Below are 12,851 nucleotides of genomic sequence, written 5' to 3'. Positions count from 1 at the left end.
GCCGTTCGCCTCCGACAGCGACGCGGCAAACACCCTCAAATGCGCCGTATCCGAGATCCGGGGGCCCGCTGCGAAACTCCGTCCGCAAGAACTGTTATCCGAGCCGCCCGACACGGTCTCCCAGTCATCGGGCATCATCGGCGGCCTAATGGATGGGGAAGTTCTTACATGAGGGATCAGCACACAGTGGACCCTGTGGCACTGGTGACCGCCGCGCGCAAGGGGGACGCGGCGGCGCAGGACGCGCTGGCGAGCGCGTACCTCCCGCTCCTCTACAACATCGTGGGCCGCGCGTTGAACGGTTCGGCGGACGTGGACGACGTGGTGCAGGACACCATGCTCCGTGCGCTGGACGGCCTGGGCGGTCTGCGGACCCCGGAGAGCTTCCGCTCCTGGCTGGTCGCGATCGCCATGAACCGCGTCCGCGCCCACTGGCAGAGCCGTTCGGCCGCGCCGGGCACGCTGGAGGAGGCCGCCGAGGTCGCCGACCCCGGGGCCGACTTCGTCGACCTGACGATGGTGCGCCTGCAACTGTCCGGTCAGCGCCAGGAGACGGCGCGCGCGACGCGATGGCTGGAGCCGGACGACCGGAGCCTGCTGTCGCTGTGGTGGCTGGAGTGTGCGGGTGAGCTGACCCGGACCGAGGTCGCCGAGGCGCTGGAGCTGTCCCCGCAGACCGCCGCGGTCCGGGTGCAGCGGATGAAGGCGCAGCTGGAGACGGCCCGCGTCGTCGTCCGCGCCCTCGACGCGCAGCCGTCGTGCCAGGAACTCCGCGCCGTCCTGACCACCTGGGACGGCCGTCCCTCGGCGCTGTGGCGCAAGCGCATAGCCCGGCACGCCCGAGACTGCCTGCGGTGTGCCGGAATGTGGAGCGGCCTGATGCCCGCCGAAGGACTGCTGGCGGGCCTGGCCCTGGTCCCGCTGTCGGCGGGGCTCCTCGCGCTGTGGCCGGCCCGGGACGCCGGGATGGCACCCGTCGCCGCCACCCGGCCGCTCGACCCGGCGGCGGCCGACGGCGCGATACCCGCCCCGCCCGGCCGGCACCGGTCATCGGGCGGACACAGGGCGCGCGGCCGAAGCACCTCGCGGGCCGACGCGCGACGCCGCCGCCGGACCCGGCGCCGGGTCGTCGGCGCCGCCGTCCTGGCGGCATGCATGACCGGCGGGGGTCTCTGGTACGCCTCCCTCGGTCCCGGATCCGGAAGCGACGGCGACAGCAGCACGGCGAGCGCGTCGGCCGGACCCATGACGGATCTCTCGGCGTCCGAGGACTCGGCCGCCACCTCACCGGCACCCACGCCGTCCCACTCGGCGTCCCCCTCGCCCTCGCCGTCCGCGAAGAAGAGCACGGCCGCCACCCCCAGCCGGAAGCCGAAGAAGAGCGTCGCCCCCACGCCGAGGAAAACGGCTCCCGCGCCCCGGCCCAGCGCCTCCGCCGCGCCGCCGGCCCCCACGACCACCACGGCCCAGGTCGTTGCCCTCGTCAACAAGGAGCGGGCCGCCGCCGGATGCGGGCCGGTCGCGGAGGACACGCAGCTCACGGACGCCGCGCAGCGGCACTCCGACGACATGGCGGCCCGTGACTTCTTCGAGCACACCAACCCCGACGGCGCCGACCCCGGCCGGCGCATCACCGACGCCGGATACCGCTGGTCGACCTACGGCGAGAACATCGCGCGGGGCCAGCAGACTCCCGAATCGGTGATGGAGTCCTGGATGAACAGCCCCGGCCACCGCGCCAATATCCTCAACTGCTCGTTCAAGGACATCGGCATCGGCATCCACAACGGCTCCGGCGGACCGTGGTGGACCCAGGACTTCGGCGCGAAGCTGTGAGCCCCGCGCCCGCCCGTCACTTCCCGTAGGAGACGTGCACTTCCTTGAAGCCGAGGGAGCGCAGCAGGCCCTGGAGCATGCTGGTGGTGTTGGCCTCGGCCCGTGTGGTCAGTCCACTGCCCTTGGCGGCCTCGCCGATGTGCGAGACGGCGAGCTTCTGCACGGCGTGCTCGCTGTTGGGGTTGTCCGAGAACAGGTCGCCGAGGCGGTCGAGCAGGCCGCGCTGCTTGGAGACGGCGTAGGAGTGGTCTGCGTCCAGGGCGGGCTTGCCGAGCTGCGCATGCGGCAGCCGCAGGGTGGCCGATGTGCGGTCCTTGTTCACCGTCACACCGTTCTTGCCGACCTTGCCCAGGTCGACGTACGCCTCCACGGTGCCCGCGCCCACATAGAGCGTGCGGGAGCCGCGTACGGCGTCCGGGAGGTACTTGGCGTCCTTCTCCAGATCGACGACGACCTGGAAGTTTCCCGAGGCGGCGTCGAAACGGCTCATGTCCTGAATGGACTTGAGAAGGGCGGGGCCCGAGCGGTCCTGCGTCTCGGTGCCGAGCAGGTCCTTGATGCCGGGCAGCACGGCGAGCCTGATCCCGGCGAACAGCACCGCGAGCACCAGCACGAAGGCGGTCACGAGCTTCGCCCAGAACGGCATGCGCCTGGGCAGGTCCCTCAGGGGAGTCGTCATCCGGTGGTCCTCCTTCCTGTATTCCGGATGCCCCCGGAATCCCTTGCCAGACAGGCGAGTTGGCGGCAACCGGCCGGGACGCGGGCCATGACGCGGGTCGACCGGCAGTCGAGGGCGTCCGCTTAGCCTCACGGGATGACGCGGATCTTCGATCTCTGCGACGAGTACGTACGTCGCGCCGCCGAACTCGACCCGGTGGACGCCGGGTTCCTCGGCGTCAGCCTGCCCGAATCGGGCGAGCCGGCGACCGACCTCGGCCCGGACGGGCACGCCGCCCGGTACGAGCTGATCACCTCGACGCTCGCCCGCCTCGCCGAGCTGGCCCCCGAGTCACCGCAGGACCGGCCGGCCGCCGAGCATCTGCGCGAACGGCTCGACGCGCAGCGCGCCTGGCACGAGAGCGGCGAACCGCTGCGGATGGTGCGCGCGCCGTTCGGCCCGGTGAACAAGCTGCGGGTGAGCACGGAGCTGCTGCCGCGCCAGGACGAAGCCGACTGGCACTGTCTCGCCGCCCGGCTCGCCGCGGTCCCCTCGATGCTGACCGGCCTGCGGCAGAGCCTCGCCCTCGGCCTCGACCGCGCGATGCCGGCCGCCCGCCGTCAGGCCCTCGCCATGGCCGACCAGGCGGAGGGCTGCGTCGGCGCGCACGAGCAACTGGTCGCCGAGTACGGAGACGGCCCGCTCGCGGGTGAGCTGGCCTCGGCGGCCGCCGCCGCGTACCGGGGCTACGCGGACATGGCCCGCTATCTGCGCGAGCAGTACGCGCCGAAGGCCGCCGAGGCGGACGGCGTCGGCGCCGAACGCTACCGGGTGGAGGCCCGGCTCAGCCTCGGCATGGACCTGGACGCCGAGGAGGCCTACCACTGGGGCTGGGCGGAACTGGCCAGGATCGAAGCCGAGATGGCCGACGAGGCGCACCGGGTCAAGGCCGGCGCGAGCGTCGACGAGGCGGTCCAGATCCTGGACGCGACCAGTTCCGTCGAGGGCGAGGAGGCCTACCTGGCCTGGCTGCGCGCGAAGCACGAACAGACCATGGACGACCTCGAAGGCACCCACTTCGACATCCCGCCGCAGCTGCGCACCCTCGCCGTGAACCTGAGCCGTCACTCCTCCGGCGCGCCGTACTACACCGAGCCGAGCGAGGACCTGAGCAGGCCGGGCAGCACCTGGTGGCCGGTGGCCGGACGGCAGCGCTTCGCCGTGTGGAACGAGCTGACCGCGGTGTTCCACGAAGGCGTCCCCGGCCATCATCTGCAGATCGGCGCGATGCGGCTGGCGGGCGACCGGGTGTCCCGGTTCACCCGGGTCCATGCCGTCGACGGGTACACCGAGGGCTGGGGGCTCTACGCCGAGCGCCTCGCCGACGAACTCGGCTGGTTCACCGAACCCGGCGCACGCCTCGGCATGCTGATCGGTGCCGCACGGCGTGCGGCCAGAGTGGTGATCGACATCGGTGTGCACCTCGGTCTTCCGCTGCCGGACGGATCGCGCTGGGACTTCGACACCGCCCGCGCCGTGCTCCGCGACCGCGCCCGCACCCCGGAGCGCAGGCTCACCCCCGAGGTGGTGCGCTACTTCGGCTGGCCCGCGCAGGCGATCTCGTACAAGCTCGGCGAACGCGCCTGGCTGGCCGCGCGCGAGACGGCGGCCCGCCAGCCCGGGTTCGACCTGAAGCGCTGGCACACCAGGGCTCTGGATCTCGGGCCGATGGGCCTCGACCGCCTCGCGGCCGAGCTCGGCCGGGGCTGACCCGCTAGGCGCTGACGGACTCGGAGACGGCGCGCCACTGCTCGTCGGACCTGGCGAGTTCCCTCTCGGCCGCGCCGGCGTACATGACGGCGTCCTTGCCGAGCAGGAGCCGGACCGGCGCGTCGGGGCGGCCCGCCAGGTCGCGGATGACCCGGGCGACCTCGGCGGGCTCGGACGCCTCCCCGCCGGAGGCGCCCCTGAGCATGTCGGCGAACGCGCCTACGGTGGGCCGGTAGGGCGCGCTGACCGGCGGGATGCTCATGGAGGAGCCGGCCCAGTCGGTGCGCATGCCGCCCGGCTCCAGGACGGTGACCTTGATGCCGAGCGGGGCGACCTCCTGCGCGAGGACGGTGGAGAAGCCGCCGACCGCCCACTTCGCACTCTGGTAGGCGGCCAGGCCCACGGAGCCGATCCGGCCGCCCACGGAGGAGACCTGGAAGATGTGCCCGGAGCCCTGTTCCCGCAGCGCCGGCAGCACCGCCTTGCTGACGTTGACGACGCCGTAGAAGTTGGTGTCGATCTGCGCCCGGAAGTCCTCGGGCGTGACGTCCTCGACGGCCGCGAGATCGGCGTAGCCCGCGTTGTTCACGACGATGTCGAGGCGGCCGTACGCCTTCAGGCCGTCCCGGACGGCTCGGCGGACGGCCTCGCCGTCGGTGACGTCGAGGGCGACGGGGTGGACGCGGTCGCCGTGACGCGCGGCGAGACCGTCGAGTGTCGCGGTGCTGCGAGCGGTGGCGACCACCCGGTCACCGGCCTCCAGCGCGGCCTCGACGACGGCGCGGCCCAGGCCGCGGGAGCTTCCGGTGACGAACCAGACCTTGGACATGAGCGTGCTCGATTCCTGTCGTGGTGGGGGACCGGCACGGGCCGCGGGACACCTGCGCGGTGGAGGCCCGGGATTGCAGACCGCCGGTCCGTTGTGATGCTCCCAACGTAAGATACCGCTGGTCTGATGTCAAAAGACCGGGAGTCTGTAAGATGCGGGCATGAGCACTTTCCAGCGCGCGCGCAGCGAGGAACAGCGGGAGATCCGGCGGCAGGCGATCCTGGACACCGCCGCCGCGATGCTCGACGAGATGTCCGTGAGCGCGGTCAGCCTCAACGAGCTGAGCCGGCGGGTCGGGCTCGCCAAGTCCAATGTGCTGCGCTACTTCGAGTCCCGCGAGGCGGTGCTGCTGGAGCTGCTGGACCAGAGGTGGAAGCAGTGGACGGACGAGCTGCCCGCCCTGCTCGCGGACGGCGTCGACGCCGGGGCGCCGGTCGCGGAACGCGGCGAGCAGTTCGCGGCGGCGGTCACCGCCTCGCTCGCCGAGCGCCGGATGCTGTGCGACCTGCTCAGCGCGCAGGCGGGGGTGCTGGAGCACAACGTCTCACCCGAGGTCGCCGCCTGCTACAAGAGGGCCGCCATCGCCAACGTCGTCGCGTTCGCCGCTCTGGCCGCCATTCATCTGCCCGAACTGGGCGGGCGTGCACACCAGTTGGCCGCGTCGGTGATCATGGCCGCCGGTGCGGTGTGGACGCACGCCCGCCCCTCCGAGGCCATGCTCGCCGCCTACGCGGCCGACCCCGGACTCGCGGCGCTGCGGATGGACTTCGCCCCCGCCCTGCGGGAACTGCTGGCCACCCTCACCGCCGGCACCCTCGCCCGCACCCGGCCCTGACCCCCTTGGCCCCCGCAGCCCCCGCCCTCCACGCGGCGAGCCCGTCGCGGACCTTCCCCGGCGGACCGAGGGCCGCCCCGGTCAGCCCAGTGCGACGTCCGTCGAGCGGGAAGGGACGGCGTCGAGTGCCGCCAGTGTCGTGGCATCCAGCGAGAGCGCGCCTGCGGCGACGTTCGCGTCGAGGTGGGCGGCGTCCGCGGTGCCGGGGATGAGCAGCACGTTCGGCGCGTGGTGCAGAAGCCAGGCGAGGCCGATCTGTGCGGGCGTGGCGCCGAGCGACTGTGCCGCAGAGATGACCGCCGGCTCGTCCGCCACCTTCGGGAACCCGGGGAACGCGCCGCCGAGCGGGAAGTACGGCACCCACGCGATCCCGGCCCCGGCGCATGCCCCGAGCAGTTCCTCGTCCCCGCGCGCCACGAGGCTGTAGGCGTTCTGCACACAGGCGATGCCTGCGGGGGCCGCGCGGCGAAGCCCCTCGACGGTCACATTGCCCAGCCCGATGGCCCCGATCTTCCCCGCGTCACGCAGCGCGGTCATCTCGGCGAGCTGGTCGTCGAGGTCGACCACCTGGTCCGCGCCCAGCGGGATGCCCGGCGGGACGTCCATGCGGCGAAGGTTCACCAGCGGGATCCGGTCCAGGCCGAGGCTGGAGAGGTTGTCCTCGACGCTCGCCCGCAGCTCCTCCGGGCGTTGCGCGGGGCGGATCGGAATGGGTCCGCCGTGGTTCGGGTCGGCCCCGATCTTGCTGGCGACGAGGACGGCGTCCTCGGGGCGCAGGGCCTCACGGATGAGTTCGTTGACGAAGCCGTCGCCGTAGAACTGCGCGGTGTCGATGTGGTCGATGCCTTGTTCGACCGCGTGACGCAGCAGTGAGAGGGCCGCGCCGCGGTCGCCGCGCAGTCGCTCCAGTTGCATCGCGCCGTATCCGATCCGGGAGACGGTGCGGCCGGCGAGCGGTCCGGGGCCGCCGGGGCGCGGAGCCCCCGTGGCCGTGATCCCGGAGTCAGGGGTGGTGCTGGAAGTCATGGCAATCCCGTCCTCGTGCGACGATGGGGAAAGCGGAGGTGCCTCCGCCAGTCCGACTGCAACGTTACCGGAGGTTCCTCCGCTTTGACTCCCGAACCGGTGTCCTCCGGCGATTCCGCCGAACCGCTCGCCGCCGAACCACCCGCCGCCCATCCGCCCGCCGGCACAGCGCGGCCCCTGCGCGCGCACGCGCGCCGCAACCGCGAGAAGCTGATCACCGTCGCCCGGGCGGCCTTCGCCGCCGCCGACGACACCGTTCCGCTGGAGGGCATCGCCCGCGAGGCAGGCGTCGGCATCGGCACGCTGTACCGCCACTTCCCGACCCGCGAAGCCCTCGTCGAGGCCGTCTACGGCGCCGAGCTCGACGACATCGCCACCAGCGCCCCCGCCCTGCTCGACCGGTTCCCGCCCGATGTCGCCCTGCGCGCGTGGATGGACGGCTACGCGGCGTTCATCGCGGCCAAACGCGGCATGGCCGACACACTCCGGGCCGGCTGGGCATCGGGCCGGATCGCCACCCCGGCCACCCGGGAGCGCATCACCGCGGCGATCGGGACGATCCTCACCGAGGGGGCCGAGGCGGGCGCGCTGCGCCGGGACGTCGACCCCGACGTGGTCACCACGATGCTGCTGGGAATCTTCCTCTCCACGGCGGCCGGCCACACCCCCGAGCACACCGGCCGGCTGCTCGACCTCGTCGTCGACGCGCTCCGCCCGGCCCACGGAACAGCGGGCTCGTCGACGGGGGACTCCTGACGCGGTGAGTGGGCACCGGCTGCTTCAGCCGCCGCGGTGCGGATTCAACCGCCGTCGTACGGACGGCCGCCGCGCTCACCCGTGGCCGGGCGGGCCTTGCCAGGCCACGCACGGCGGTCCACCCTCAGGAACGGTTCGCTCAGCACGCTCACCGGGGTGGCGCCGGTGAACGCCGCGATGTCCCGATGCAGATGGGGCTGGTCGTAGTAGCCGCCGTCCGCCGCCACCCGGGCCGCGCCCTCACCGACGATCAGACGGTGCACGGCGTGGTCGAAGCGGACCAGTTTCGCGGCGCTCTTCGGCGCGATGCCCAGGTGGGACCGGAACCGGGACCACAGGCGCTTGCGACTCCACCCCAGGTCCACCGCCACATCCTCGATCCGGACGAGGCCCCTGCTGACGGCGATACGGTTCCAGGCCCAGGCCACCGCCGGTTCCACCGGCGCCCGTTCCCGCAGCCGGCGGACGAGCAACGCCTCCATGAGCGTGAAGCGGTCCTCCCACGAGGGGATCGCGGCCAGCTGTTCACGGATCCGTGCGGCCTCCCTGCCCCAGACGTCGTCGAGGGACGCCGGGGAACCGGCCAGGTCTGCCGGACCGGCGCCCAGAACCGCGCCGGCGATCACCGGGGACAGGCGTACCTGCACGCACTCGACGTGTTCGCCGCCCCACGCCCGTACCCCGCCGCCCGAGCCGAAGCCAGGGCCGGCGACGAGACTTCCCCGATAGTTGCGCCCGGCGCCGTCCGCCACAGTGGGCGGGCTCGACCCGAACTCCACGATCAGCATCACATCCGGGTGCGGCACCACCCGCAGGCCGTCGAGGGGCGTGCGGGGGACGCGGAATCCGGCCATGTCGACACCGGGCACCCGGCCGGGGTGCCGGGGACGGGCGACGTCCCACGCGGCGGAATCGTCACGTTCACCTGTGGGGAACCCCATGCCCACATGCTACGCGGGCCGACGAGGGAACAGACGAGGGAACATTCGTCCAAGCCGTCGACCCCCACAGGCGGCGACGCTGGCCCCATGACGTCTCCCAACACGCACACGCACTCGCACTCGCATCCGGGCACGACCGACGGCGACGGATCCTCCGAGGACACGGTCCTCTCCATGCAATACGGCGACATCTACGTGCGCCAGGACGGTCCGCGCGCCGCGCCCGCGCTCCTGCTCATCCACGGATCCGCCGCCACGGGCCGTTCGTGGGACGCGCTCGTTCCCCTGCTGACCGCGCGTCATCGCGTGATCAGGATGGACCTGCCGGGCCACGGCCGCTCGGCCGAACCGGTCGACGGCGACTACACGATCCCGGAACTGGGGCGGAGATTCGGCTCCGTCCTCGACCGGCTCGGCGTCGAGCACGCCGTGGTCGTCGGCCACTCCAGCGGCGGCTATGCCGGCACCGCTCTCGCCGAGCAACGCCCCGACCTGGTCCGTGCGCTCGCGCTCATCAATACCGGGCCGGGCATGGACGCCTTCATCGCACCGGGGACCGCCACCTTCGACCCCGCGCAGTGGCCCCCCACCGACGAGCAGATCCGCGCGTTCGCGAGCCCCGGCTTCCGCACCGGATTCGAGCTGCCGCAAGAACTCGTCGACGAGCTGCGGGGCATGAGCCTCGGCGCGATCTCGGCGGCCATGCAGGCATCCATCGCCTATCTGACCGCACGTGCGCTCCCCGACCGGCTGAAGGCCGTGGGCAAGCCGCTGCACGTGATCTTCGGCGACCAGGACCGCAGATGGCGGCCCTCGTCGGCGGCCGACTACCGTGATGTCCCCGGCGCCGAGGTCGAGTTGCTGGCCGGCTCCGGGCACACCCCCATCCTGGAGGATCCGGCGGGGACCGCCGCACTGCTCCTCCCCTTCACCGAGAAGTACTGACCGGCGCGCAACCCGGCCGACGGCTCACGCTCACCGGGCTACGGACCGGTCGGCGCGGAGCCGGAGAAGGCGCGGAGCAGCGCCCCCGCGCGTTCCCGGAAAGCCTCGTCCTGGTGGATGATGCGGTCCTCGACACCGGAGCGGACCACCCGGGCGTCGCCATCGGCGAGCGCCACCAGGCGGCGCAGATGGTCCTCCGTCATGGCCTCGGCACCCAGGGCTTCCCACGCCTCACAGGCCCCCTCCGGGTCGGCGTCCGACTCCGCCGCCCGCAACACGGTCGCGGCGAGCGCGACACGGTCCGAAGAAGCGGGTTCCGCCACGGCCGCGAGCGCGGTCACGGCGGCCGGCGCCTGCGTCGGAGAGGCGAGGGCGGCCTCGAGCCGGGGCCGGAGCGGACGCCCCGCGGGGCCGAGCAGCGCCGTCGCACGGGCGGCCCGCACCACCGACCACCGCGACCACGCGCTCCGTTCTGCGCGCGCGAAGACCGAGTCCAGCACGGCGACCGCCTCCTCCGCGTTCCCCGTGATGCGCCACAACGCCTCGGCGACGGCCGTGTCCCGGTCCAGCGCGGGCGTGGTGGCGTCGCCGGTGCGGCGCAGCGCCTCGCGCAGGGCCGGCACGAGGGCCGCTCCTCGGGGGCCGAGGACGCCGGCCGTCACGGCGGCGTCCCTCACATCACCGGCGCCGGCGAGTTCGCGTTCGAGGCAGCGGACCAGGGGCGCGGCCTCGCCTTCGAGGTCGTACAGGGCCCTGGCCGCAGCGAGGACCCCCCGCTCCGCCGCCGCCCGGAGCGAGCCGACAGCCCGCGCGCGCTCGTCCTGGCCGCAGCCGGCGGCCACGGAAGCGATGGCCGGGGCGACCCGGTCCGGATGGTGGGGGAGTGCCGCGCGGAGTTCGGGCAGTGCCGCGGCGGCGTCGGCGCCCCACGCGGACAGCAGGTGGGTGAGCTGCCACGGCTCGTTGCCGCTGAGGCTCTCGGGCCGCGACAGACGGTCCCGGACCGCGTCGAGGAGGGCCGCGTCGCAGGGGAGGGCGAAGGCGGCAGGGCTCCGGAATCCGGCGACTGCGGCGAGGGCACGAGGCCGCCGTCCGAGGCCCGCAGCCAGGAGCGGGGCCGCCTGCTCGGGGGCGACGAGCACGAGCGCGGCCAGGGCCCGGTCCGCATGGTCGTCGTCCTCGTCAGGGTTGCGCCCGGCGAGCGGGGCGAGGACGTCCGAGGCGGGTGCGGCGACGCGGCCCAGCCGGCCGAGAAGAGAGGACATGGCGATCACCGCACTCTCGTCGACGGCGGCCGCGCGCAGGCTCTCCATCAGCCGTGGCGCGGCACTGCGGGAGAGCATGCACGCCCGGTCGGCGGCCCAGAGGGCTTCGGCCCGTACGGCGGCCCGCTCGTCGTGCAGGGCGGCATCGACCAGGGCGAACGCGGCCTCGCGGTCAGGGCGGCGGCCCCGGTCCAGGAGGGCCGCCACGACGGCCGCCAGTGGCTCCCCGCGTTCGTGGTCGAAGGCGGAGCCGAGAGGGTCCGCGGGCAGCAGGGACAGCATCGCCGTGTGCAGGGTCTCGGTCCAGGGAGCGTCCGCGTCGAGGTGGGCGAAGACAGCCGCCATGCGCACCTCGGCCGCCTGGGAAGGCGCAAGGGCGGCAGTGGCCACCACGACCCCGGCCCGGGGATCGAGCCTGCTGATGCCGGCCAGCACCTCGGCGCGAGGGGCGGACATGGATTCCCCCTCCCAGCGCGCCCGGAGAGCCGGGAGCACGAGCGCCGCCGCCCCGGTACGGGACACCGCCCAGGCAGCGGTGCGCCGCACATCGGGCTCGGGCGCGGCCAGCAGGGGCAGCAACAGGGTGAGCCGGTCCGCCACGGCCCCGCGGACCGAGCCGGGCGCGACGCCGTACTCGTCCTCGCTCTCGGCCAAGCCGCCGAGGAGCATCAGAAGGTCTGCCGTACGGTGCCCGCTCGCCGCCATGCCGACCAGGAACGGCACCACTTCCGCGCTGGCGGAGTAGACCGTTCCCTGATGCAGCACGCTCCCGTGCAGCTCCGAGAGCGCCTCCTCGGCGGCCTCCGCGTCCGTACCGGCGAGGGCCCGCAGCAGGCCGGGAAGATCCTCCGCGCTCCCGTAGGCGTGGGAGAACGATGCCCAGGGGTGTGCGTCCAGGCCGTCGAGCGAGTGTGCGAGTTCCATGGGGATCATCGTGTCAGCCGCCTCTGACAACGCCGGGCGGCCGGTCACCGCATCCGCAGCGGCCGGGAGTTCACTCCGCCGCCCGCCCCGCCGCCTCCGCCCGGTACTGTCCCGGTGTCGTACCGAATTCCCGGCTGAAGGCGTGCGAGAAGGCGTACGGCGTGCCGTAGCCGACGCGCCGGGCCACGGCGGCCAGCGGGTCCGGGGTGTCGCGCAGCAGCGTGGCGGCGAAGGTGAGGCGCCACCAGGTCAGGTACGCAATCGGCGGCCGGCCGACCAGGGCGGTGAAGCGGCGGGCCAGGGTGGCCCGGGACACTCCCGCCTCGGCGGCCAGGCGGTCGTTGGTCCACGGGGCGGCCGGGTCGGAGTGCAGCGCGCGCAGGGCGGCGGACGCCACGGGATCGCCCAGGACGGTCGACCAGGTGCCGCCCGCGCCCTGCGCCGCCCAGGAGCGGACCATATAGACGAGGAGGAGGTCGAGAAGACTGGGCACCGCGAGACAGGAGCCGGGGCCCTGCGTGACGAGTTCATGGCCCAGCAGGTCCACGGCGGCCCGCAGTTCGGGATGGGCGCCCACACGGTTCGGCAGATGAACGACCTGCGGCAGCTCCGCCATGAGCGGGTGCATGCGACTGCGGTCGAGCCGGTACTTGCCGCACAGCATCTGCACCTCGCGGGAGGCGGAGGCGGCGGCAGGCTGCCGGTCCGGCACCCTGCCGTCAAGCCACCGCTCGAACGACACCGCGCGCCGCACGGTCGCCGCGTCGGCGGGTGCGTCGGCGATGACGTGTCCCGTGCCGTGCGGCAGCAGCACCACATCGCCCGTCCCCAGCGAGACAGGCGAACCGCCGTCGGGCAGCAGCCAGCAGCCGCCCTCCAGCACCACATGGAAGCCCGCTCCGTCGTACGGGGCGAGCCGTGCGCACCAACTGCCGCCCACCCGGACCCGGTTCGAGGAGGGCTTCCCGATCCGTACGGCCGAGACCGCGTCGCTCACCACATCCATCGGCCGAGGATACCCACACCATCAGCCGTGAGACGTATGCGTATCCGCATGAGCAGAACA

Annotated in this window: 11 protein-coding genes; 5 read left to right on the top strand and 6 right to left on the bottom strand. The window is 73.4% G+C overall.

Features of this window, described 5'->3' with window-relative positions:
* The first annotated feature begins 168 nt into the window (after nucleotides 1–168).
* Nucleotides 169–1,836, top strand: coding sequence for a sigma-70 family RNA polymerase sigma factor (locus RLT58_RS00495; protein WP_311308333.1), 1,668 nt, complete (start codon nucleotides 169–171; stop codon nucleotides 1,834–1,836).
* A gap of 16 nt (nucleotides 1,837–1,852) precedes the next feature.
* On the opposite strand, the gene RLT58_RS00490 is transcribed toward RLT58_RS00495, so the two are convergent.
* The gene (locus RLT58_RS00490; protein WP_311308332.1) at nucleotides 1,853–2,515 is read right to left on the bottom strand and encodes a DUF4230 domain-containing protein; all 663 of its coding nucleotides are present in this window, start codon (nucleotides 2,513–2,515) and stop codon (nucleotides 1,853–1,855) included.
* A 135-nt stretch (nucleotides 2,516–2,650) separates the two neighbouring features.
* Between RLT58_RS00490 and RLT58_RS00485 the strand changes: the two genes are divergently transcribed.
* A complete protein-coding gene (locus RLT58_RS00485) occupies nucleotides 2,651–4,264 on the top strand; it encodes a DUF885 domain-containing protein (protein ID WP_311308331.1) in 1,614 nt (537 codons plus the stop codon).
* Between the two features lie 4 nt (nucleotides 4,265–4,268).
* Here the strand turns inward: RLT58_RS00485 and RLT58_RS00480 are convergent, their stop codons facing one another.
* Nucleotides 4,269–5,093: an SDR family NAD(P)-dependent oxidoreductase gene (locus RLT58_RS00480; protein WP_311308330.1), complete on the bottom strand. Its 825-nt coding sequence runs from the start codon at nucleotides 5,091–5,093 to the stop codon at nucleotides 4,269–4,271.
* 160 nt (nucleotides 5,094–5,253) lie between these two features.
* On the opposite strand from RLT58_RS00480, the gene RLT58_RS00475 reads away from it, so the two are divergent.
* Nucleotides 5,254–5,928 carry a TetR/AcrR family transcriptional regulator gene (locus RLT58_RS00475; protein ID WP_311308329.1) on the top strand — a complete coding sequence of 225 codons (675 nt, stop codon included), beginning with the start codon at nucleotides 5,254–5,256 and terminating at the stop codon, nucleotides 5,926–5,928.
* A gap of 81 nt (nucleotides 5,929–6,009) precedes the next feature.
* On the opposite strand, the gene RLT58_RS00470 is transcribed toward RLT58_RS00475, so the two are convergent.
* On the bottom strand, nucleotides 6,010–6,954 hold the full coding sequence (locus RLT58_RS00470) for an aldo/keto reductase (RefSeq protein ID WP_311308328.1): 945 nt from the start codon (nucleotides 6,952–6,954) through the stop codon (nucleotides 6,010–6,012).
* A 99-nt stretch (nucleotides 6,955–7,053) separates the two neighbouring features.
* Here RLT58_RS00470 and RLT58_RS00465 point away from each other — a divergent pair, with 99 nt between their 5' ends.
* Complete coding sequence (locus tag RLT58_RS00465; RefSeq protein ID WP_399131803.1) at nucleotides 7,054–7,710, top strand: TetR/AcrR family transcriptional regulator; 657 nt, start codon at nucleotides 7,054–7,056, stop codon at nucleotides 7,708–7,710.
* A 44-nt stretch (nucleotides 7,711–7,754) separates the two neighbouring features.
* Here RLT58_RS00465 and RLT58_RS00460 read toward each other — a convergent pair whose 3' ends face one another.
* On the bottom strand, nucleotides 7,755–8,564 hold the full coding sequence (locus RLT58_RS00460; protein ID WP_311314379.1) for an AraC family transcriptional regulator: 810 nt from the start codon (nucleotides 8,562–8,564) through the stop codon (nucleotides 7,755–7,757).
* A 174-nt stretch (nucleotides 8,565–8,738) separates the two neighbouring features.
* On the opposite strand from RLT58_RS00460, the gene RLT58_RS00455 reads away from it, so the two are divergent.
* A complete protein-coding gene (locus tag RLT58_RS00455) occupies nucleotides 8,739–9,596 on the top strand; it encodes an alpha/beta fold hydrolase (RefSeq protein ID WP_399130642.1) in 858 nt (285 codons plus the stop codon).
* Nucleotides 9,597–9,634: 38 nt separating this feature from the next.
* Here the strand turns inward: RLT58_RS00455 and RLT58_RS00450 are convergent, their stop codons facing one another.
* Together RLT58_RS00450 and RLT58_RS00445 are read right to left on the bottom strand one after the other, a co-directional pair.
* On the bottom strand, nucleotides 9,635–11,785 hold the full coding sequence (locus RLT58_RS00450) for an ATP-binding protein (protein ID WP_311308327.1): 2,151 nt from the start codon (nucleotides 11,783–11,785) through the stop codon (nucleotides 9,635–9,637).
* A gap of 70 nt (nucleotides 11,786–11,855) precedes the next feature.
* Nucleotides 11,856–12,791: an AraC family transcriptional regulator gene (locus tag RLT58_RS00445; RefSeq protein ID WP_311308326.1), complete on the bottom strand. Its 936-nt coding sequence runs from the start codon at nucleotides 12,789–12,791 to the stop codon at nucleotides 11,856–11,858.
* Between the last annotated feature and the right edge of the window lie 60 nt (nucleotides 12,792–12,851).

The sequence above is a fragment of the Streptomyces sp. ITFR-16 genome, from assembly GCF_031844705.1.
In the GTDB taxonomy this organism is placed as follows: Bacteria; Actinomycetota; Actinomycetes; order Streptomycetales; family Streptomycetaceae; genus Streptomyces.
The sequence above is the reverse complement of the archived record's forward strand: the minus strand, read 5'-3'. Positions and strand labels throughout refer to the sequence as shown.

Excerpts from the sequence above, each read along its gene's own strand:
- RLT58_RS00495 (WP_311308333.1), top strand. The coding sequence starts at position 169 with ATGAGGGATCAGCACACAGTGGACCCTGTGGCACTGGTGACCGCCGCG.
- RLT58_RS00490 (WP_311308332.1), bottom strand. The coding sequence starts at position 2,515 with ATGACGACTCCCCTGAGGGACCTGCCCAGGCGCATGCCGTTCTGGGCG.
- RLT58_RS00485 (WP_311308331.1), top strand. The coding sequence starts at position 2,651 with ATGACGCGGATCTTCGATCTCTGCGACGAGTACGTACGTCGCGCCGCC.
- RLT58_RS00480 (WP_311308330.1), bottom strand. The coding sequence starts at position 5,093 with ATGTCCAAGGTCTGGTTCGTCACCGGAAGCTCCCGCGGCCTGGGCCGC.
- RLT58_RS00475 (WP_311308329.1), top strand. The coding sequence starts at position 5,254 with ATGAGCACTTTCCAGCGCGCGCGCAGCGAGGAACAGCGGGAGATCCGG.
- RLT58_RS00470 (WP_311308328.1), bottom strand. The coding sequence starts at position 6,954 with ATGACTTCCAGCACCACCCCTGACTCCGGGATCACGGCCACGGGGGCT.
- RLT58_RS00460 (WP_311314379.1), bottom strand. The coding sequence starts at position 8,564 with ATGGCCGGATTCCGCGTCCCCCGCACGCCCCTCGACGGCCTGCGGGTG.
- RLT58_RS00455 (WP_399130642.1), top strand. The coding sequence starts at position 8,739 with ATGACGTCTCCCAACACGCACACGCACTCGCACTCGCATCCGGGCACG.
- RLT58_RS00450 (WP_311308327.1), bottom strand. The coding sequence starts at position 11,785 with ATGGAACTCGCACACTCGCTCGACGGCCTGGACGCACACCCCTGGGCA.
- RLT58_RS00445 (WP_311308326.1), bottom strand. The coding sequence starts at position 12,791 with ATGGATGTGGTGAGCGACGCGGTCTCGGCCGTACGGATCGGGAAGCCC.